Consider the following 21,809-nt stretch of genomic DNA (forward strand, 5'->3'; position numbering starts at 1 on the left):
TCTTATCGTTCCTGCTGCGCGTTGGTGCTGACCTGCGCCGAGGAGAAGGTCGCCATCTCGTTCAGGAAGTTGGCGGCCGCATGCAGCAGGGGCAGGGCCAGCGCGCTGCCGGTGCCTTCGCCCAGCCGCAGCCCCAGTTGCAGCAGCGGCTCGGCGTCGAGCGCCTCCAGCATCAGGCGGTGCCCGTTCTCGCTCGACGCGTGGGCGAACACGCAGTAATCGAGGATGGCCGGCTGCAGGCGGCTCGCTGCCAGCAGGGCGGAGGTGACGATGAAGCCGTCGATCAGCAGCACCTTGCGCAGCGCGGCCGCCTCCAGCATCGCTCCGGCCATCATGGCGATCTCGAATCCACCAAAGGTGGCCAGTACGTCGAGCGGATCGTCGATCCCGGCATGCTTGTCGACCGCCGCCGCGATGACCTGCAGCTTGCGCTGGAAGCCTTCGCCCGACAATCCCGTGCCGGCGCCGACGCACTGCGGCAGCGGCAGCCCGGTGAGCTTGTGCATGATGGCTGCGGCCGCAGTCGTATTACCGATGCCCATTTCGCCGAAGCCGACGACATTGCCGGGCAGGTCGCGCACCAGGGCGGCGCCATGTTCCAGTGCGCGCTCCAGTTCCAGGCGCGACATCGCGGCTTCGTTGGCGAAATTGCGGGTACCTCTGGCAAGCTTGCGGTCGAGCAGGCCCGGACGCGCGCCGAAGTCATGGTTGACGCCGGCGTCTACCACATGCAAGGCGCAGCCATTCTGGCGGGCGAATACATTAATGGCCGCGCCGTCGGCGAGGAAGTTCTCCACCATCTGCCACGTTACCTCTTGCGGATAGGCCGACACGCCTTCCGCGACCACGCCATGGTCCCCGGCGAAAACCAGGATGGCCGGCTCCGAGATACGAACCCGCGTCGAGCGCTGGATCATGCCCAATTGCGCCGCAAGGGATTCGAGGCGCCCAAGGCTGCCAAGCGGTTTCGTCTTGTTATTGATGGCGTCGCTCAGCACTTGCGACAGGGCCGTGTCGGCGGTCGGCGCAATGAGGGGAATTTGCATTGCCGGAAAGATAAGGTGGAAAAAACGCGACGATAGCACAGTAGCAGCCATTGTCAGTGGCCTCGGCCTTTGCTATAGTCTTGTTCCTCGACGCGAAACGCAGCTTCTACGGCAGCGGTAGCGAAAGAGACGAGGGGTTGACGAGTTAGGCGAAACATTGCATAATCTCACTTCTCTGCTGCTGACGAACACAACGCTTCGTAAGGTGCAGCAAGGTAGTACGGAATAAAGTTCTTTAACAATCAACAGTCGATAAGTGTGGGCGTTTGATGAAGGTGCAAGCTGGGTTCGCTCAGCTGCATACTTAAATTATCAAATGTTCACAAAAGTATTAAGCGTTGTCTCAGCAATGAGATAACGGTCAGTATCTTGAGTGAGCGAAATCGATCCAGTGGATCGATTTCGAAGCCGGTAGCAATACGGGTTTCGACAAACAGAGATTGAACTGAAGAGTTTGATCCTGGCTCAGATTGAACGCTGGCGGCATGCTTTACACATGCAAGTCGAACGGCAGCACGGGCTTCGGCCTGGTGGCGAGTGGCGAACGGGTGAGTAATACATCGGAACGTACCCAGAAGTGGGGGATAACGTAGCGAAAGTTACGCTAATACCGCATACGATCTACGGATGAAAGTGGGGGACCTTCGGGCCTCATGCTTTTGGAGCGGCCGATGTCTGATTAGCTAGTTGGTGGGGTAAAGGCTCACCAAGGCGACGATCAGTAGCTGGTCTGAGAGGACGACCAGCCACACTGGAACTGAGACACGGTCCAGACTCCTACGGGAGGCAGCAGTGGGGAATTTTGGACAATGGGCGCAAGCCTGATCCAGCAATGCCGCGTGAGTGAAGAAGGCCTTCGGGTTGTAAAGCTCTTTTGTCAGGGAAGAAACGGTGCGGACTAATATTCTGCGCTAATGACGGTACCTGAAGAATAAGCACCGGCTAACTACGTGCCAGCAGCCGCGGTAATACGTAGGGTGCAAGCGTTAATCGGAATTACTGGGCGTAAAGCGTGCGCAGGCGGTTTTGTAAGTCTGATGTGAAAGCCCCGGGCTCAACCTGGGAATTGCATTGGAGACTGCAAGGCTTGAATCTGGCAGAGGGGGGTAGAATTCCACGTGTAGCAGTGAAATGCGTAGAGATGTGGAGGAACACCGATGGCGAAGGCAGCCCCCTGGGTCAAGATTGACGCTCATGCACGAAAGCGTGGGGAGCAAACAGGATTAGATACCCTGGTAGTCCACGCCCTAAACGATGTCTACTAGTTGTCGGGTTTTAATTAACTTGGTAACGCAGCTAACGCGTGAAGTAGACCGCCTGGGGAGTACGGTCGCAAGATTAAAACTCAAAGGAATTGACGGGGACCCGCACAAGCGGTGGATGATGTGGATTAATTCGATGCAACGCGAAAAACCTTACCTACCCTTGACATGGAAGGAATCCTGAAGAGATTTAGGAGTGCCCGAAAGGGAACCTTCACACAGGTGCTGCATGGCTGTCGTCAGCTCGTGTCGTGAGATGTTGGGTTAAGTCCCGCAACGAGCGCAACCCTTGTCATTAGTTGCTACATTTAGTTGGGCACTCTAATGAGACTGCCGGTGACAAACCGGAGGAAGGTGGGGATGACGTCAAGTCCTCATGGCCCTTATGGGTAGGGCTTCACACGTCATACAATGGTACATACAGAGGGCCGCCAACCCGCGAGGGGGAGCTAATCCCAGAAAGTGTATCGTAGTCCGGATTGTAGTCTGCAACTCGACTACATGAAGTTGGAATCGCTAGTAATCGCGGATCAGCATGTCGCGGTGAATACGTTCCCGGGTCTTGTACACACCGCCCGTCACACCATGGGAGCGGGTTTTACCAGAAGTAGGTAGCTTAACCGCAAGGAGGGCGCTTACCACGGTAGGATTCGTGACTGGGGTGAAGTCGTAACAAGGTAGCCGTATCGGAAGGTGCGGCTGGATCACCTCCTTTCTAGAGTAGCACCAGGAGCTTGTCTCCATCATCAAGCGTCCACGCTTATCGGCTGTTAGTAAAGAGAACAACAGTGTATGTCGGGGCTGTAGCTCAGCTGGTTAGAGCACCGTGTTGATAACGCGGGGGTCGTTGGTTCGAGTCCAACCAGCCCTACCAAGTTATCGCAAGTAACGGGGGATTAGCTCAGCTGGGAGAGCACCTGCTTTGCAAGCAGGGGGTCGTCGGTTCGATCCCGTCATCCTCCACCATTACCTGGTTCTGAAAGTGCAAACGTAAGCAAGAAGATGCTTAGGTTTGGTCTTTTCGAGATCACTGTTTTTTCGTTCTTTAACAATCTGGAAGAAGTAAAGTTTTTTTAAGCGTGCATGTAAAAGTGCACACTTAGGGTAGTAATCAAGTATCAACAAACATGCAATTAAGCTGTACTCTTGATTTTCTATGACGATCCCTGTTGTCAGCAGGGGCCAACGTTATAGGGACAAGCGAATAAGTGCACATGGTGGATGCCTTGGCGATTACAGGCGATGAAGGACGTAGTAGCTTGCGATAAGCTGCGGGGAGTGAGCAAACACACTTTGATCCGCAGATTTCCGAATGGGGAAACCCGGCCTTATAGGTCATTGCATACTGAATACATAGGTATGCAAAGCGAACGCGGCGAACTGAAACATCTAAGTAGCTGCAGGAAAAGAAATCAACCGAGATTCCCAAAGTAGTGGCGAGCGAAATGGGATGAGCCTGTACGTGATAGTCGAACTGATAGCAGAGTCCTCTGGAAATAGGAACCATAGTGGGTGATAGTCCCGTATGCGAAATCAGATCGGTGGTACTAAGCGTACGACAAGTAGGGCGGGACACGAGAAATCCTGTCTGAACATGGGGGGACCATCCTCCAAGGCTAAATACTCGTAATCGACCGATAGTGAACCAGTACCGTGAGGGAAAGGCGAAAAGAACCCCGGGAGGGGAGTGAAATAGATCCTGAAACCGTGTGCATACAAACAGTCGGAGCCTCTTCGTGGGGTGACGGCGTACCTTTTGTATAATGGGTCAGCGACTTACATTCAGTGGCGAGGTTAACCGAATAGGGGAGCCGTAGAGAAATCGAGTCCGAACAGGGCGACAGTCGCTGGGTGTAGACCCGAAACCAGGTGATCTACCCATGGCCAGGATGAAGGTGCGGTAACACGCCCTGGAGGTCCGAACCCACTAATGTTGAAAAATTAGGGGATGAGCTGTGGGTAGGGGTGAAAGGCTAAACAAACCTGGAAATAGCTGGTTCTCTCCGAAAACTATTTAGGTAGTGCCTCAAGTATCACCATCGGGGGTAGAGCACTGTTATGGCTAGGGGCTCATTGCGAGTTACCAAACCATTGCAAACTCCGAATACCGATGAGTGCGAGCTTGGGAGACAGACGTCGGGTGCTAACGTCCGGCGTCAAGAGGGAAACAACCCAGACCGCCAGCTAAGGTCCCAAAGATTGGCTAAGTGGAAAACGAAGTGGGAAGGCTAAAACAGTCAGGATGTTGGCTTAGAAGCAGCCACCATTTAAAGAAAGCGTAATAGCTCACTGATCGAGTCGTCCTGCGCGGAAGATGTAACGGGGCTAAGCCAGTCACCGAAGCTGCGGATATCTAGCAATAGATATGGTAGGAGAGCGTTCTGTAAGCCTGCGAAGGTGTCTTGTGAAGGATGCTGGAGGTATCAGAAGTGCGAATGCTGACATGAGTAGCGATAATGCGGGTGAAAAGCCCGCACGCCGTAAGCCCAAGGTTTCCTGTTCAACGTTCATCGGAGCAGGGTGAGTCGGCCCCTAAGGCGAGGCAGAGATGCGTAGCTGATGGGAAGCAGGTTAATATTCCTGCACCGTCGTATGATGCGATGGGGGGACGGATCGCGGAAGGTTGTCTAGCTGTTGGAATAGCTAGTTTTTGACTCATAGAAGGCGCTTAGGCAAATCCGGGCGCGGAATTCAAGGGGTCGAGACGAGTGGCTTTATGCCGCGAAGCAATCGGAAGTGGTTCCAAGAAAAGCCTCTAAGCTTCAGTCATACGAGACCGTACCGCAAACCGACACAGGTGGGCGAGATGAGTATTCTAAGGCGCTTGAGAGAACTCGGGAGAAGGAACTCGGCAAATTGGTACCGTAACTTCGGGATAAGGTACGCCCCGGTAGCTTGACTGCTTTACTGCAGAAGGGTGAAAGGGTTGCAATAAACTGGTGGCTGCGACTGTTTAATAAAAACACAGCACTCTGCAAACACGAAAGTGGACGTATAGGGTGTGACGCCTGCCCGGTGCTGGAAGATTAAATGATGGGGTGCAAGCTCTTGATTGAAGTCCCAGTAAACGGCGGCCGTAACTATAACGGTCCTAAGGTAGCGAAATTCCTTGTCGGGTAAGTTCCGACCTGCACGAATGGCGTAACGATGGCCACACTGTCTCCTCCCGAGACTCAGCGAAGTTGAAATGTTTGTGATGATGCAATCTACCCGCGGCTAGACGGAAAGACCCCATGAACCTTTACTGTAGCTTTGCATTGGACTTTGAACCAATCTGTGTAGGATAGGTGGGAGGCTTTGAAACCGGGACGCCAGTTCCGGTGGAGCCAACCTTGAAATACCACCCTGGTTCGTTTGAGGTTCTAACCTTGGTCCGTTATCCGGATCGGGGACAGTGCATGGTAGGCAGTTTGACTGGGGCGGTCTCCTCCTAAAGTGTAACGGAGGAGTTCGAAGGTACGCTAGGTACGGTCGGACATCGTGCTAATAGTGCAATGGCATAAGCGTGCTTAACTGCGAGACCGACAAGTCGAGCAGGTACGAAAGTAGGACATAGTGATCCGGTGGTTCTGTATGGAAGGGCCATCGCTCAACGGATAAAAGGTACTCTGGGGATAACAGGCTGATTCCTCCCAAGAGTTCATATCGACGGGGGAGTTTGGCACCTCGATGTCGGCTCATCACATCCTGGGGCTGTAGCCGGTCCCAAGGGTATGGCTGTTCGCCATTTAAAGTGGTACGTGAGCTGGGTTTAAAACGTCGTGAGACAGTTTGGTCCCTATCTGCCGTGGGCGTTGGAAATTTGAAGGGGGCTGCTCCTAGTACGAGAGGACCGGAGTGGACGAACCTCTGGTGTACCGGTTGTCACGCCAGTGGCATTGCCGGGTAGCTAAGTTCGGAAGAGATAACCGCTGAAAGCATCTAAGCGGGAAACTTGCCTTGAGATGAGATTTCCCGGAGCCTTGAGCTCCTTGAAGGGTCGTTCGAGACCAGGACGTTGATAGGCTGGGTGTGGAAGTGCAGTAATGCATTAAGCTAACCAGTACTAATTGCCCGTACGGCTTGTCCCTATAACCTTGGTAGGATATAGAACAAGTCAGGAATACAGCTGCAGTTTGTTGATACTGCTACCCCAAGAACAAGAAAAACTACTTCTTCCAAGATTGGTGAAGTTTGACCATGTGGTCAAATTTCTAGACAAGTCAAAGCCTGATGACCATAGCGAGTCGGTCCCACCCCTTCCCATCCCGAACAGGACCGTGAAACGACTTTGCGCCGATGATAGTGCTGCAACCAGTGTGAAAGTAGGTTATCGTCAGGCTAGTTATATGAAAAAGCCCACCAGGTGATCCTGGTGGGCTTTTTTGCGTCGGTACGCAACACCCCAGCGCTTGGATCCGCACGGCGAATCCTTGCCCTGGTGGGGGTGTTTGCTTTGTGTGTAGCCTTCCGTCCAGGCCGACTGAGCGGACTTCGTGGCTTGGACGAACGGAGCCGCCGTGCCCGTCCGGCAGACGTCAAGTGCGGGGCGAAGCCCCGCCTGCTCAGGCGCCGGCGCTATCGTTCAGGTTCTTGCGCAGATCGACCAGCTGGTCGCGCAGGCTGGTGATCTCTTCCACCGAGCACTTGGTAGCGCACAGGATTTCCGGCATCAGCGCCGCCGCATCGTTTCGCAAGGCCTGGCCCTGCTCGGTGAGGCTGACAATCACCTGCCGCTCATCGGCGCGCGCCCGCGCCCGCCGCACCAGGCCCTGCGCTTCCATGCGTTTCAACAGTGGCGTCAAGGTGGCGGAATCCAGAAACAAGCGTTCTCCGATATCCGACACCGTCAGCTCGTCCTGCTCCCACAGGACCATCATCACCAGATATTGAGGATAAGTCAGCCCGAGCCTCGGCAGGAGACCGCGGTAGACACGCATCATCGCCAACGATGTCGAGTACAAGGCGAAGCACAACTGCTTGCCCAGCACAGGCGCAGCAGTGGGGGAAGGCATGGTGGTTTTCATCAATCCAATATAGATCGCACACGAGCTAATTGCAAGCTAGTGACCCAACAAAGGCCTGTGCTGAGTGGCCGAGTCGCTTCATGCAACATGCATAATGGGCTTCCGGAAGACGCTTTGCCACCGCTTTTTGTCGTTTCGTCGCATTCGATGCATCGCCCAGGGCACGGCGCACTACTATCGCAGGATCATAACCAGAAGGAATGGCCATGGATCAAGCAACTGTGCCGGCGGCCTGGACGCCGGTTGCGAACGACGAGCGTATCCAGTCACTGGATGTGGTGCGCGGCTTCGCCCTCATCGGCATCCTCATGATGAATGTCGAGTTTTTCAACCGGGCCACTGCCGCCCTCGGCTCGGGCCTGCAGAGGGGGCTGACCGGGGCAGACTTCTGGGTCAGCTACTTCGTCCAGTATTTTGTCACCGGAAAATTCTGGACTATTTTCTCCCTCCTGTTCGGCATGGGCTTCGCCGTCATGCTCACCAGGGCGGAGCGCGCCGGCCGCGGCTTCCTGGTTCCCTACATGCGACGCATCGCCGCGCTGGCCGTCTTCGGCGCCCTGCACCACATTTTCCTGTTCTCCGGCGATATCCTGTTCAGCTACGCGGTCGCGGCGACTGCGCTGCTGATCGTGCTGTATGGGCGGACCAAGTGGATACTGCTTGCGATCGCCTTGTGTGCCGGCGCAGGCTTTATCCCGGGAATGAACTGGATGTTCGGCCTGGCCGGCGGCCTTGCGTTCTCAGGTTTCGTTGCCTGGTGGCTGCGCGGCGAGCAGCGCATGAAGCGCCTCGGCAAGCTGCCGGTGATCGCGTTCATCATGATCCTGCTCGGCGTGAGTGGCCTCATCGGTGGCGCCGCGACCTGGTTCTTGCCTGGCACGCCGCCAGAGGCGCGCTTCGGCCTGCCGATGCTTGGCGCCGCACTCGTCACGCTCGGCTGCCTTTCCGCACGCTACCACGCCGACCGGCCCGCGCGTCCATGGCGGATCGGTGTCGGCATCTACTGCTTCATTTTCCTCATGATGACGGGTGCTGGCGCATCGATGTATTTCTTCCCCGAGAAGCCGCCCGTGGCCGCCACCAAGGAACAAGCCGAAAAGCGAAAGGAGCAGAATGCCGCGCGGGCCAAGAACCTCAAGGAGCGCGAAGAGCGCATCAAGACCGAAACCGCGACGCTCACGAAAGGAAGCTATGCCGACGTGATGAGCATGCGGGCCAGGGAGCTCCTCGAGAAGGCGCCCGGAGAGGTGGGCTTCGCGACGATCCTGACCGGTATGTTCCTGATCGGGACCTGGTTCGTCCGCTCGGGCGTCATGGAGAAGGCGCAGGCCCACCTGCCGCTGTTTCGCAAGCTGGCAATGTTCGGCCTGCCGATCGGCATCGGCATGGGCTTGCTCGGATCGGCCATCAGCATGCGAGCGGTGCCGGGTTCACGCGGCGCCGACGGCTTCCAGCTGGCCACGGGCCTGCAAATGCTGGGCAACCTGCCTGCCTCGCTCGGCTATGTCAGCCTGGTGATCCTGATGTTGTACAGCGCGTCACCACTGAACAAGGTGAGCCTGCTGGCACCGTTCGGCCGCATGGCCCTGACCAACTACCTGACCCAATCGCTGGTCGCATCCACCTTCTTCCTCGGCTACGGCCTGGGCAACTGGGGCATCTCGCGGGTCGACCAGATGCTGTTCGTGCTCGTGCTCGTGGCGGCGCAGATCGTGTTCAGCCATGCGTGGCTGTCGCGCTTCCGTTACGGCCCGGTGGAATGGCTGTGGCGTGCGGTCACCTATTGGCAGATTCCGCCGATGCGCATCGGGACCCCGGCCGTGCTGCCTGCGGTGGCGACGCCGGCGTGATGCGGCCGGTTCGGTTCGGCGCCGCTCAAGGTGGACGGACTGGAGCAGCCGGCCCGGATCCTGGTGGACCGCTGGGGCGTGCCCCATATCTACACGGCGAGCCAGGACGATGCGTTTTTCGTCCAGGGCTTCAATGCCGCGCGCGTCCGCCTGTTCCAGATCGACTTGTGGCGCCGCCGTGGGCTGGGGGAGCTGGCCTCGGTCTTCGGTCCTTCCTACGTGGAGCAGGACCGTGCGGCACGCCTGTTCCTGTACCGCGGCAGCATGGAGCCGGAATGGGCGGCCTACGGCAAGGATGCGCAGCGGACCAGTGCCCGCTTCGTCGCCGGCATCAACGCCTATATCGACCATATCGCGCGCAGGCCCGAACTGCTGCCCTTCGAGTTCCGCTGGCTCGGCTACCTCGGCAGGGTTGCGTTCGGGCTGATCATTTTCAGCGTCGACCAGGAAGACCTCTATGTCTAAGAAATCAACTCGAAGAATCCGCGGCAGTACCGCTACCGGAGCGGCTGGGAGAACTTCCGCGTGGAGCGCGAGAAGCTCGCGGTGCGCGGCGGCGCGACGCGGACGGTCGAACTGCGCTTCACCCGCCACGGACCGGTGATCTACCACGACCCCCGCAAGCGACGCGCGCTCGCGGTCCGTACCGCATGGACGGCGCCAGGCATGGCGCCGTACTTCGGCAGTATCGACTACATGAAGGCCCGGGATTTTACCCAGTTCCGCCGCGCCATGGAGCGCTGGGGCGCGCCGACCGAGAACCAGGTGTACGCCGACACGGCCGGGAATATCGGCTGGGTCGCCGGCGGCCTGGCGCCGGTGCGTTCCAACTGGGATGGCCTGATGCCGGTGCCGGGCGACGGCCGCTATGAATGGAAGGGCTTCCTCGACGGCGCGAAACTTCCGTATGTACTTGATCCGAAGCGGGGCTGGTTCGCGTCGGCGAACGAGATGAACCTGCCGGCGGGCTTTCCATACCGGGAGCACAAGCTCGGTTTCGAATGGCCCGACGATGCTCGCGCGCGGCGGATCGGAGGTCTTGTCGAAGACGCCCAGGGCGAGTATGGAAGACATGGAGCGCCTCCAGAACGACGTCGTATCGCTGAACGCGCGCCGGCTGCTGGCCCTGCTCAAGCCGCTGTCGTCGCACGACCGAAAGACCCTGGCGGCGCTGCGCCTGCTGTCGGCGTGGAACGGCGAGGAAAACGCCACGTCGGCTGCCGCGGCCTTGTACGAGGTATGGTGGTCGCGGCATCTTGGCCAGGCCTTCAAGGAGGCGGCGCTCATGCCAGCGGCGGCGCAAAGCTTCGAGGCGCCGCATGCGAGCGTCCTGCTCGAATCGCTCGAACACCCGGCGCGGCGCTTCGGCGCCGATGCGGTTCGCAAGCGTAACGCGGTCCTGCTTTCCAGCCTGGCGCACGCGTGGGCGGAGATGGAAGGATTGCAGGGCCCGGATCCGGCCCGCTGGCAGTAGGGCAAGCTCCACTTCAGCTACTTCATCCACCCGATGACGCCGATCCTCGACGCGGCGGCCCGGGGGCAGGTGAATGTCGGACCCTTGCCCCGCGGTGGCGGCGCCTATACGGTCAATGCGTCGAGCTACTACCCTGACAGCTTCTGGCAGGCCCACGGGTCATCGTTCCGCATGGTGCTCGACGTCGGCAACTGGGACAACTCCCGCGCAATCAATACGCCGGGCCAGTCTGGCGATCCGGCAAGTCCGCATTACCGCGACCTCGCACAGACTTGGGCCGAGGGTAGATACTTCCCACTCCTGTATTCGCACGACGCGGTGCAGAAAGCCGCGCGACAGCTCATCGAACTGGTGCCGGCCGACTGAAGACAAGGGCTTGCCAGCTGACCTGCGCTTTGCTATAGTTCGCATCCGCTTTGTTTTGAGCAGAAAAACGTTAACGTAATCAAATGCTTACGGTAGCAAGCTCAAGAGAAAATCAAAAAACGAAGCGAACGAGGGGTTGACGAGTTAAGCGAAACACTGCATAATCTCACTTCTCTGCTGCTGACGAACACAACGCTTCGTACGGTGCAGCAAGGTAGTACAGAACAAGGTTCTTTAACAATTAACAGTCGATAAGTGTGGGCGTTTGATGAAGGTGCCGGCTGGGTTCGCTCAGCCGCATACTTAAATTATCAAATGTTCACAAAAGTATTAAGCGTTGTCTCAGCAATGAGATGACGGTCAGTATCTTGAGTGAGCGACTCCGCAGCAATGCGGATGACTCGAAAGAGTCAACAAACAGAGATTGAACTGAAGAGTTTGATCCTGGCTCAGATTGAACGCTGGCGGCATGCTTTACACATGCAAGTCGAACGGCAGCACGGGCTTCGGCCTGGTGGCGAGTGGCGAACGGGTGAGTAATACATCGGAACGTACCCAGAAGTGGGGGATAACGTAGCGAAAGTTACGCTAATACCGCATACGATCTACGGATGAAAGTGGGGGACCTTCGGGCCTCATGCTTTTGGAGCGGCCGATGTCTGATTAGCTAGTTGGTGGGGTAAAGGCTCACCAAGGCGACGATCAGTAGCTGGTCTGAGAGGACGACCAGCCACACTGGAACTGAGACACGGTCCAGACTCCTACGGGAGGCAGCAGTGGGGAATTTTGGACAATGGGCGCAAGCCTGATCCAGCAATGCCGCGTGAGTGAAGAAGGCCTTCGGGTTGTAAAGCTCTTTTGTCAGGGAAGAAACGGTGCGGACTAATATTCTGCGCTAATGACGGTACCTGAAGAATAAGCACCGGCTAACTACGTGCCAGCAGCCGCGGTAATACGTAGGGTGCAAGCGTTAATCGGAATTACTGGGCGTAAAGCGTGCGCAGGCGGTTTTGTAAGTCTGATGTGAAAGCCCCGGGCTCAACCTGGGAATTGCATTGGAGACTGCAAGGCTTGAATCTGGCAGAGGGGGGTAGAATTCCACGTGTAGCAGTGAAATGCGTAGAGATGTGGAGGAACACCGATGGCGAAGGCAGCCCCCTGGGTCAAGATTGACGCTCATGCACGAAAGCGTGGGGAGCAAACAGGATTAGATACCCTGGTAGTCCACGCCCTAAACGATGTCTACTAGTTGTCGGGTTTTAATTAACTTGGTAACGCAGCTAACGCGTGAAGTAGACCGCCTGGGGAGTACGGTCGCAAGATTAAAACTCAAAGGAATTGACGGGGACCCGCACAAGCGGTGGATGATGTGGATTAATTCGATGCAACGCGAAAAACCTTACCTACCCTTGACATGGAAGGAATCCTGAAGAGATTTGGGAGTGCCCGAAAGGGAACCTTCACACAGGTGCTGCATGGCTGTCGTCAGCTCGTGTCGTGAGATGTTGGGTTAAGTCCCGCAACGAGCGCAACCCTTGTCATTAGTTGCTACATTTAGTTGGGCACTCTAATGAGACTGCCGGTGACAAACCGGAGGAAGGTGGGGATGACGTCAAGTCCTCATGGCCCTTATGGGTAGGGCTTCACACGTCATACAATGGTACATACAGAGGGCCGCCAACCCGCGAGGGGGAGCTAATCCCAGAAAGTGTATCGTAGTCCGGATTGTAGTCTGCAACTCGACTACATGAAGTTGGAATCGCTAGTAATCGCGGATCAGCATGTCGCGGTGAATACGTTCCCGGGTCTTGTACACACCGCCCGTCACACCATGGGAGCGGGTTTTACCAGAAGTAGGTAGCTTAACCGCAAGGAGGGCGCTTACCACGGTAGGATTCGTGACTGGGGTGAAGTCGTAACAAGGTAGCCGTATCGGAAGGTGCGGCTGGATCACCTCCTTTCTAGAGTAGCACCGGAGCTTGCCTCCACATCAAGCGTCCACGCTTATCGGCTGTTAGTAAAGAGAACAACAGTGTATGTCGGGGCTGTAGCTCAGCTGGTTAGAGCACCGTGTTGATAACGCGGGGGTCGTTGGTTCGAGTCCAACCAGCCCTACCAAGTTATCGCAAGTAACCGGGGGGATTAGCTCAGCTGGGAGAGCACCTGCTTTGCAAGCAGGGGGTCGTCGGTTCGATCCCGTCATCCTCCACCATTACCTGGTTCTGAAAGTGCAAACGTAAGCAAGAAGATGCTTAGGTTTGGTCTTTTCGAGATCACTGTTTTTTCGTTCTTTAACAATCTGGAAGAAGTAAAGTTTTTTTAAGCGTGCATGTAAAAGTGCACACTTAGGGTAGTAATCAAGTATCAACAAACATGCAATTAAGCTGTACTCTTGATTTTCTATGACGATCCCTGTTGTCAGCAGGGGCCAACGTTATAGGGACAAGCGAATAAGTGCACATGGTGGATGCCTTGGCGATTACAGGCGATGAAGGACGTAGTAGCTTGCGATAAGCTGCGGGGAGTGAGCAAACACACTTTGATCCGCAGATTTCCGAATGGGGAAACCCGGCCTTATAGGTCATTGCATACTGAATACATAGGTATGCAAAGCGAACGCGGCGAACTGAAACATCTAAGTAGCTGCAGGAAAAGAAATCAACCGAGATTCCCAAAGTAGTGGCGAGCGAAATGGGATGAGCCTGTACGTGATAGTCGAACTGATAGCAGAGTCCTCTGGAAATAGGAACCATAGTGGGTGATAGTCCCGTATGCGAAATCAGATCGGTGGTACTAAGCGTACGACAAGTAGGGCGGGACACGAGAAATCCTGTCTGAACATGGGGGGACCATCCTCCAAGGCTAAATACTCGTAATCGACCGATAGTGAACCAGTACCGTGAGGGAAAGGCGAAAAGAACCCCGGGAGGGGAGTGAAATAGATCCTGAAACCGTGTGCATACAAACAGTCGGAGCCTCTTCGTGGGGTGACGGCGTACCTTTTGTATAATGGGTCAGCGACTTACATTCAGTGGCGAGGTTAACCGAATAGGGGAGCCGTAGAGAAATCGAGTCCGAACAGGGCGACAGTCGCTGGGTGTAGACCCGAAACCAGGTGATCTACCCATGGCCAGGATGAAGGTGCGGTAACACGCCCTGGAGGTCCGAACCCACTAATGTTGAAAAATTAGGGGATGAGCTGTGGGTAGGGGTGAAAGGCTAAACAAACCTGGAAATAGCTGGTTCTCTCCGAAAACTATTTAGGTAGTGCCTCAAGTATCACCATCGGGGGTAGAGCACTGTTATGGCTAGGGGCTCATTGCGAGTTACCAAACCATTGCAAACTCCGAATACCGATGAGTGCGAGCTTGGGAGACAGACGTCGGGTGCTAACGTCCGGCGTCAAGAGGGAAACAACCCAGACCGCCAGCTAAGGTCCCAAAGATTGGCTAAGTGGAAAACGAAGTGGGAAGGCTAAAACAGTCAGGATGTTGGCTTAGAAGCAGCCACCATTTAAAGAAAGCGTAATAGCTCACTGATCGAGTCGTCCTGCGCGGAAGATGTAACGGGGCTAAGCCAGTCACCGAAGCTGCGGATATCTAGCAATAGATATGGTAGGAGAGCGTTCTGTAAGCCTGCGAAGGTGTCTTGTGAAGGATGCTGGAGGTATCAGAAGTGCGAATGCTGACATGAGTAGCGATAATGCGGGTGAAAAGCCCGCACGCCGTAAGCCCAAGGTTTCCTGTTCAACGTTCATCGGAGCAGGGTGAGTCGGCCCCTAAGGCGAGGCAGAGATGCGTAGCTGATGGGAAGCAGGTTAATATTCCTGCACCGTCGTATGATGCGATGGGGGGACGGATCGCGGAAGGTTGTCTAGCTGTTGGAATAGCTAGTTTTTGACTCATAGAAGGTGCTTAGGCAAATCCGGGCACGGAATTCAAGGGGTTGAGACGAGTGGCTTTATGCCGCGAAGCAATCGGAAGTGGTTCCAAGAAAAGCCTCTAAGCTTCAGTCATACGAGACCGTACCGCAAACCGACACAGGTGGGCGAGATGAGTATTCTAAGGCGCTTGAGAGAACTCGGGAGAAGGAACTCGGCAAATTGGTACCGTAACTTCGGGATAAGGTACGCCCCGGTAGCTTGACCACTTTACTGTGGAAGGGTGAAAGGGTTGCAATAAACTGGTGGCTGCGACTGTTTAATAAAAACACAGCACTCTGCAAACACGAAAGTGGACGTATAGGGTGTGACGCCTGCCCGGTGCTGGAAGATTAAATGATGGGGTGCAAGCTCTTGATTGAAGTCCCAGTAAACGGCGGCCGTAACTATAACGGTCCTAAGGTAGCGAAATTCCTTGTCGGGTAAGTTCCGACCTGCACGAATGGCGTAACGATGGCCACACTGTCTCCTCCCGAGACTCAGCGAAGTTGAAATGTTTGTGATGATGCAATCTACCCGCGGCTAGACGGAAAGACCCCATGAACCTTTACTGTAGCTTTGCATTGGACTTTGAACCAATCTGTGTAGGATAGGTGGGAGGCTTTGAAACCGGGACGCCAGTTCCGGTGGAGCCAACCTTGAAATACCACCCTGGTTCGTTTGAGGTTCTAACCTTGGTCCGTTATCCGGATCGGGGACAGTGCATGGTAGGCAGTTTGACTGGGGCGGTCTCCTCCTAAAGTGTAACGGAGGAGTTCGAAGGTACGCTAGGTACGGTCGGACATCGTGCTAATAGTGCAATGGCATAAGCGTGCTTAACTGCGAGACCGACAAGTCGAGCAGGTACGAAAGTAGGACATAGTGATCCGGTGGTTCTGTATGGAAGGGCCATCGCTCAACGGATAAAAGGTACTCTGGGGATAACAGGCTGATTCCTCCCAAGAGTTCATATCGACGGGGGAGTTTGGCACCTCGATGTCGGCTCATCACATCCTGGGGCTGTAGCCGGTCCCAAGGGTATGGCTGTTCGCCATTTAAAGTGGTACGTGAGCTGGGTTTAAAACGTCGTGAGACAGTTTGGTCCCTATCTGCCGTGGGCGTTGGAAATTTGAAGGGGGCTGCTCCTAGTACGAGAGGACCGGAGTGGACGAACCTCTGGTGTACCGGTTGTCACGCCAGTGGCATTGCCGGGTAGCTAAGTTCGGAAGAGATAACCGCTGAAAGCATCTAAGCGGGAAACTTGCCTTGAGATGAGATTTCCCGGAGCCTTGAGCTCCTTGAAGGGTCGTTCGAGACCAGGACGTTGATAGGCTGGGTGTGGAAGTGCAGTAATGCATTAAGCTAACCAGTACTAATTGCCCGTACGGCTTGTCCCTATAACCTTGGTAGGATATAGAACAAGTCAAGAAATACAGCTGCAGTTTGTTGATACTGCTACCCAAGAATAAAAAGAAACTTACTTCTTCCCGGATTGTGAGTTTTACCGATTGGTAAAACTCAGACAAGTCAAAGCCTGATGACCATAGCAAGTCGGTCCCACCCCTTCCCATCCCGAACAGGACCGTGAAACGACTTTGCGCCGATGATAGTGCTGCAACCAGTGTGAAAGTAGGTTATCGTCAGGCTAGTTATATGAAAGAGCCCACCAGGTGATCCTGGTGGGCTTTTTTGCGTCTTCAAGCAATACGCCAGCGCCCGGATGCGCACTGTGCATCTTTGCTCCAAAGCGTCGTTATGCATGTGCATCGCGCCGGTTTGCCTGGCACGCAAGGCTGCCGCCGCGCCAGCGGGAGGAGCGCAAAAAAAGCGGGGCTGACGCCCCGCTGGTAATTCGCATGAATCGCTTACACGCCCCAGAGCACGTCGGTATGCTGGTCGCGAGCCGAACGCAGCATTTCCAGCAAAGGATATGCTCGCGTCGGGAAGGTAACAAGCTCGATCGGCTCGTGATCGTTATCTTCGCTCTCGCCGTGGTGCGCATGCACGTCACGCTCGACCTGTTCGGAAACCTGGTGCTTCTTGCTTTCGTCGATCTCGCCCTCGAGCAAGGCCACCGCACGTGGCGCTTCTTCCGCGGTTATGACGCCGCGTTCGGTATCCTTGTGCAACAGATCCAGGATGCGCTTGGCGTGCTCCTGGTACATCAACACTTCAGGATAGGATTTACATTTGAATGTAATCAACATAGCTGTGCCCATTGATTGATTTGTTAGTGATTAAACGATAACACGACTTGCAATTGCTTTCATGTCGCGCACGCACTTATGGGCGCGAGCGGCGCAGGAACCAGGCAGCCGCGAACGCCACCAGCACCGCCGCGGCGGCGACCGCGGTGCCGGTCATGGCCTGGCTGGACCCGTCGGTTGCCAGGGATGCGAGGCCCCAGGCCAGTCCACCCCAGGACAGGCTGTTGACCACCTGGAGGATCTGGGTCAGGAAGTCGTTTTTTCCGCGCGTCGTGAAATCCCCGCGTGAGGCGGGGCGACCGCACCAGTGCGCGGTGAGGGCGGACGCGCAGACGGCGCCACCGACCGTGAAAGCGGCGGACAGGCCGATTGCCGGCATGCGCAGCACCAGCCAGGCCATCGGAATCAGCACGATCGCCAGTGGCGGCAGTATGGCCGCTGCAAGCTTGGCCATTCCGAGCGTGCGCCCGGGCGCCGGCGCGAGCCGCAGCAGGTCGGGGGCATCTTCGGCCGAGACCACGATCCACGCCAGCGATGCAGCCAGGGAGCTGCACAGCAGCGTCAGGGCGACCGCCAGCATGGGCAGCTGGGCTTCGCTGCGCTGGAAGATGACGAAGCACAGCGGCAGCAGATAGATCAGCTGCAGCGCCACTTGCGAGATCAGGTGCGGATCGCGCAGGATCAGCCGCCATTCCTTCGCCAGGACGCTGGCAAACAGGCTGCGTCCGAAGCGATAGCGCACCCCGCCGGCCGGCCGGCGCGACGCCTTGTTCGAGGACGCGGCCTGTTGCAGCCCGTGGACGAAGAAGTGGTGCGTCCGCGCCGCCGTGAAGACGAAGGCCGCCAGCGCCAGCACGACCACCCCCAGTACCGGCAGCGGCTCGCCCAGCAGCGCGCGGCCCGGCCACCACAGGGCGCTGCCCGCGCCAAGCGGCCCGTTCGACTCGAAGGCCTGGGCAAAGGCCGCCGCGGCGCGCGCTTTCATCGAGGCCCCAAACTGCATGAACAGCTGCGACAGGATGAAGAGCAGCGCACCCGCCAGCGCGCCGATTACCTGTGCGACGACGCGCGTACGGCGCGCCCCAAGCACCCGCACCAGGCCGAGTGTCATCAGCATCGCGGCACAGGCGATGACGGTGGCGATGCCGAGCAGGACCGGATACACCGCGAGCCAGCGACCGTGGCCGAGCACCGCGCCGGCATGCGCGAAGGGCGCCAGGAAAAACAGGTACAGCGCGGCGGTGCCGGCGGCAACCGTGGCCAGGCGCACCGTGAAGATGCTGTGCGAGGGAAGGGGCGACGACAGCAGCAGGTCGAGGTCCCCGCGCTCGAACAGCACGCGTACGCTCGCATGCAGTGCGCTCGACAGCATGAAGGTCATCACGCCGGAGAGCAGTGCAGTCACCGCCACCAGCACCCGCGGGTCGGCGGCGTCGATGCCGGCCGTGCGCGCGACCACGAAGAACGCGAGGACGTGCAAGCCCAGCCACGCCAGCGCCACACTTGCCAGCGTGGCCCGGCCGGGGCGCCGCGCCGGCTTGCCAGGCTTGCTGGAGCCGCTGCTGTACCACAGCAGCCGCAACTCGTGCCGGAGCAGCCAGCGGATGCTGCCCGCCGGGGCGCTCATGACCGCGCTCATGACCGCGCTGATCACCGGACCCTCATGCCTGCGCCGTCAACTGCAGGAACACCTCTTCGAGGCTCGCGCCGCTGGTGCGTTCGCGCAGCTCGGCCAGCGACCCCTCCGCGATCAGCCGGCCCTGGCGGATGATCCCGATACGTTGCGCCAGGCGTTCCGCCACTTCCAGGATGTGGGTGGTGAGGATGACGGTGCCGCCCTTGGCCACGTGCGACAGCAGCAGGTCCTTGACCTGGCGCGCCGCGGCGGCGTCGAGCCCGGTCAGCGGTTCGTCGAGGATCAGCAGTTCGGGATCGTGGATCAGCGCGCCCGCCAGCGCCAGCTTCTGCTTCATCCCGCGCGAAAAGCCTTCGGTGAGTTCGTGCGCATGCGGCGCCAGCTCCAGCCAGTCGAGCAGTTGGCGGGCGCGCGCCTCGGCGTCGCGCGCGTTCACGCCCCACAAGCCGGCCACGAACTCGAGGTACTCGGTGGGCTTGAGCTTTCCGTACAACATCGGGTCGTCGGGCAGGTAGGCCAGCCTGCGCTTGGCCTCGCGCGGCGACTGCGCCAGGTCGATGCCGAGCACCTCGATGCGGCCCGCATCCGGCGCCACCAGCCCGGTCACCATGCGCAGCGTGGTGGTCTTGCCCGCGCCGTTGGGACCGAGCAGCGCATACAGCTCGCCGCGGCGCACCTCCAGGTCGAGCCCCTCGACCGCCGGACGGCCGAAGGCCTTGGAAAGACCAATCGTCCGCAAGGCCAGGGCGGCGCCGTTCATCATTGCGGGGCGAAGGACGTCAGGAACTGCTCGGTTTGCTCGGGCGGCATGGCGCCGGGCTTGCCGACCACGATTACCTGGTACATGCGGGCGCCCTTGGCCACGAAACGCCCCACCAGGCGCACCGGACCGCTGTTGCCCTTGCCGACCGCGTCCACGTCGAGCCTTGCGCCGGCGGGGGCCGTGCTATTGTCGGCGCTGTCGCTCGCCCCGATGTTGCGCAGCAGGGCCTGGCGCATCGCGGGCAGGGTGGCCTGGGCCAGCGTCGCATCCGGCGCCATCGCGGTACCGACAGCGAAGGTCGTGCCCTGTACCTCGGCCGCGGTCATCGTCATGTCGACCTGGATGCCGCCCAGGTTGATGGCGCGGGTGTGGGTCGAGGGCTTGGCGGGGAACAGCACACGAAAGCTGCCGTCGCCACTGGTGTAGTCGCGCCAGTTGTAAGTGGGCGAACAGCCCGCCAACATGGCGGCCGCTGCGAAAACGGGAAGTAGCTGTTTGATGTGCATGCCGTGATGGTAACAGGAGGCGCGCCCGAAAACACCATCCCGACAAGCAGTTGTCGATGCACCGCTCAGTGCTCGGGCAGGGCCCGCCGGTACTGGATCGCTTCCGCGATGTGTTCGGCCGAGACATGTTCGGCGCCGCCCAGGTCGGCCACCGTGCGCGCCACCTTGAGCACGCGATGATAGGCGCGCGCCGACCACTGCAGCTGCTGCATCGCGGCGCGCAGCAGGCGCTCGCCGGCGGTGTCCGGACGGCAGTAGCGGTCGATCTCGCGCGGCGCCAGGCGCTGGTTCGGCTTGCCCTGGCGCGCGCGCTGCAGCGCGTGGGCCTGGGCGACGCGCGCCGCGATCGCGGCACTGGTCTCGCCGTCGGCCTGGGCGCCGATGCTGTCCGGCGGCATCGCCGCCACCGTCAGCTGGATGTCGATGCGGTCGAGCAGGGGACCGGAGACGCGCCCCTGGTAGCGCTGCGCCGCATCCGGCGTGCAGCGGCACTTGCCGGACGCGTGGCCCAGCCAGCCGCAGGGGCAGGGATTCATGGCCGCGACCAGCTGGAAGCGGGCCGGAAAATCGGCCTGGTGCGCCGCGCGCGAGATGGTGATGTGCCCGGACTCGAGCGGTTCGCGCAAGACTTCAAGCACGCGGCGGTCGAATTCCGGGAGCTCGTCGAGGAACAGCACGCCGTGGTGGGCCAGCGAGACCTCGCCCGGACGGGGCAGGTTGCCGCCGCCGACCAGCGCCACACCGGAACTCGTATGGTGAGGACTGCGGAACGGCCGCCGGCGCCAGCGTTGCGGCGAGAAGCTGCCGGCGATCGACTGCACCGCCGCCGATTCCAGCGCTTCGTCGTCGCTCATCGGCGGCAGCAGGCCCGGAAAGCGCGAGGCCAGCATGCTCTTGCCCGCACCCGGCGGACCGATCAACAGCACCGAATGCGTGCCCGCCGCGGCCACTTCCAGTGCGCGCTTGGCCGTGTGCTGGCCCTTCACCTCGGCGAAGTCGGGATACTCGACGCCTGCCGTCAGGGCCTGGCCCTGGTGGCGCGCCAAACGCGTGTCGGCTGCGCCTTGGGCGAAGTGGGCGCATACCTCCAGCAGCGTGCCGGCAGGATAGATGGCAGCGTCGGTCACCAGCGCCGCCTCATCCGCGTTGGCCAGCGGCAGGATGAATGCGCGTGGTCCGCCATCGTCGTGCCGGTGCATGGCAAAAGCCATCGCCAGCGCCCCGCGGATCGGCCGCAGTTCGCCCGACAGCGACAGTTCGCCGGCGAATTCGTAGCGCCCCAGTTGCTCGCCGGGGATCTGTTGCGAGGCCGCCAGGATGCCGAGCGCGATCGCCAGGTCGAAGCGGCCGGATTCCTTCGGCAGGTCGGCCGGCGCCAGGTTGACCGTGATGCGGCGCGGCGGGATGGTGAAGCCGGAGTTCTGCAGCGCGGCGCGCACCCGGTCTTTTGCCTCGCGCACCTCGGCATCGGGCAGGCCGACGATGGTAAAGGCGGGCAGGCCGTTGGCCAGGTGGACTTCGACGCTGACAGTGGGTGCTTCCATGCCGGCGAGCGCGCGGCTGCGTAATACGGCGAGACTCATGACATCCCTGGCAAATAGTGGACCGCCCGATAGTGCGCCGTCGCGCGAGCGCGTCATTGAGCGTTGCCAACCGTGCGCAGGACCGGCCCGATGACGGAAGCAATGACTGGAGGCGCGCGGGAAAACCGTGGCCCGCCATTTATGGCTGCTGGATGAAATTCGTTCCGGCATTGACTTCCAGTATGCCGCGA

Annotated in this window: 8 protein-coding genes, 4 tRNA genes, 6 rRNA genes and 1 pseudogene; 12 read left to right on the plus strand and 7 right to left on the minus strand. The window is 58.6% G+C overall.

Annotated features, from left to right (window positions below):
• Positions 1–2: 2 nt before the first annotated feature.
• Positions 3–1,046, minus strand: coding sequence for a nicotinate-nucleotide--dimethylbenzimidazole phosphoribosyltransferase (gene cobT / locus IM543_04650; GenBank protein ID QOY95176.1), 1,044 nt, complete (start codon positions 1,044–1,046; stop codon positions 3–5).
• A 442-nt stretch (positions 1,047–1,488) separates the two neighbouring features.
• On the opposite strand from cobT, the gene IM543_04655 reads away from it, so the two are divergent.
• The 5 genes from IM543_04655 (at position 1,489) to rrf (IM543_04675) (ending at position 6,629) form a co-directional block, all read left to right on the plus strand.
• Positions 1,489–3,023, plus strand: a 16S ribosomal RNA gene (locus IM543_04655).
• An 82-nt stretch (positions 3,024–3,105) separates the two neighbouring features.
• Positions 3,106–3,182: transfer RNA gene (locus tag IM543_04660), tRNA-Ile, on the plus strand.
• A gap of 16 nt (positions 3,183–3,198) precedes the next feature.
• Positions 3,199–3,274, plus strand: a tRNA-Ala gene (locus tag IM543_04665).
• A gap of 228 nt (positions 3,275–3,502) precedes the next feature.
• Positions 3,503–6,378: ribosomal RNA gene (locus IM543_04670) — 23S ribosomal RNA — on the plus strand.
• 138 nt (positions 6,379–6,516) lie between these two features.
• Positions 6,517–6,629: ribosomal RNA gene (gene rrf, locus IM543_04675) — 5S ribosomal RNA — on the plus strand.
• The 16S, 23S and 5S rRNA genes sit together here with 2 tRNA genes alongside, the layout of an rRNA operon.
• A gap of 223 nt (positions 6,630–6,852) precedes the next feature.
• Here rrf (IM543_04675) and IM543_04680 read toward each other — a convergent pair.
• Complete coding sequence (locus IM543_04680) at positions 6,853–7,314, minus strand: MarR family transcriptional regulator (GenBank protein QOY95177.1); 462 nt, start codon at positions 7,312–7,314, stop codon at positions 6,853–6,855.
• A 221-nt stretch (positions 7,315–7,535) separates the two neighbouring features.
• Between IM543_04680 and IM543_04685 the strand changes: the two genes are divergently transcribed.
• From IM543_04685 to rrf (IM543_04715), 7 genes and pseudogenes are all read left to right on the plus strand, one after another.
• Positions 7,536–9,164 carry a DUF418 domain-containing protein gene (locus tag IM543_04685; protein ID QOY95178.1) on the plus strand — a complete coding sequence of 543 codons (1,629 nt, stop codon included), beginning with the start codon at positions 7,536–7,538 and terminating at the stop codon, positions 9,162–9,164.
• A gap of 30 nt (positions 9,165–9,194) precedes the next feature.
• A pseudogene (locus tag IM543_04690) lies at positions 9,195–11,004 on the plus strand (penicillin acylase family protein).
• Positions 11,005–11,430: 426 nt separating this feature from the next.
• A 16S ribosomal RNA gene (locus IM543_04695) occupies positions 11,431–12,965 on the plus strand.
• Positions 12,966–13,045: 80 nt separating this feature from the next.
• Positions 13,046–13,122, plus strand: a tRNA-Ile gene (locus IM543_04700).
• Between the two features lie 18 nt (positions 13,123–13,140).
• Positions 13,141–13,216 (plus strand) — tRNA-Ala (locus IM543_04705).
• A 228-nt stretch (positions 13,217–13,444) separates the two neighbouring features.
• A 23S ribosomal RNA gene (locus tag IM543_04710) occupies positions 13,445–16,320 on the plus strand.
• A 136-nt stretch (positions 16,321–16,456) separates the two neighbouring features.
• Positions 16,457–16,569, plus strand: a 5S ribosomal RNA gene (gene rrf, locus IM543_04715).
• 219 nt (positions 16,570–16,788) lie between these two features.
• Here rrf (IM543_04715) and IM543_04720 read toward each other — a convergent pair.
• The 5 genes from IM543_04720 to IM543_04740 all read right to left on the minus strand — a co-directional run bounded on the left by IM543_04720 (position 16,789) and on the right by IM543_04740 (position 21,618).
• Complete coding sequence (locus IM543_04720) at positions 16,789–17,130, minus strand: DUF1840 domain-containing protein (GenBank protein QOY95179.1); 342 nt, start codon at positions 17,128–17,130, stop codon at positions 16,789–16,791.
• A 76-nt stretch (positions 17,131–17,206) separates the two neighbouring features.
• Positions 17,207–18,757, minus strand: coding sequence for a hypothetical protein (locus IM543_04725; GenBank protein QOY95180.1), 1,551 nt, complete (start codon positions 18,755–18,757; stop codon positions 17,207–17,209).
• Between the two features lie 34 nt (positions 18,758–18,791).
• Complete coding sequence (locus IM543_04730) at positions 18,792–19,526, minus strand: ABC transporter ATP-binding protein (GenBank protein ID QOY96522.1); 735 nt, start codon at positions 19,524–19,526, stop codon at positions 18,792–18,794.
• Positions 19,526–20,035 (minus strand): hypothetical protein, encoded by a 510-nt coding sequence (locus IM543_04735; GenBank protein QOY95181.1) that lies wholly within the window; start codon positions 20,033–20,035, stop codon positions 19,526–19,528. The genes IM543_04730 and IM543_04735 overlap by 1 nt, the downstream gene beginning before the upstream one ends.
• Positions 20,036–20,100: 65 nt before the next feature.
• Positions 20,101–21,618: a YifB family Mg chelatase-like AAA ATPase gene (locus IM543_04740; protein QOY95182.1), complete on the minus strand. Its 1,518-nt coding sequence runs from the start codon at positions 21,616–21,618 to the stop codon at positions 20,101–20,103.
• Between the last annotated feature and the right edge of the window lie 191 nt (positions 21,619–21,809).

The sequence above is a fragment of the Massilia sp. UMI-21 genome (assembly GCA_015277795.1).
Taxonomy (GTDB): Bacteria; Pseudomonadota; Gammaproteobacteria; order Burkholderiales; family Burkholderiaceae_D; genus Telluria.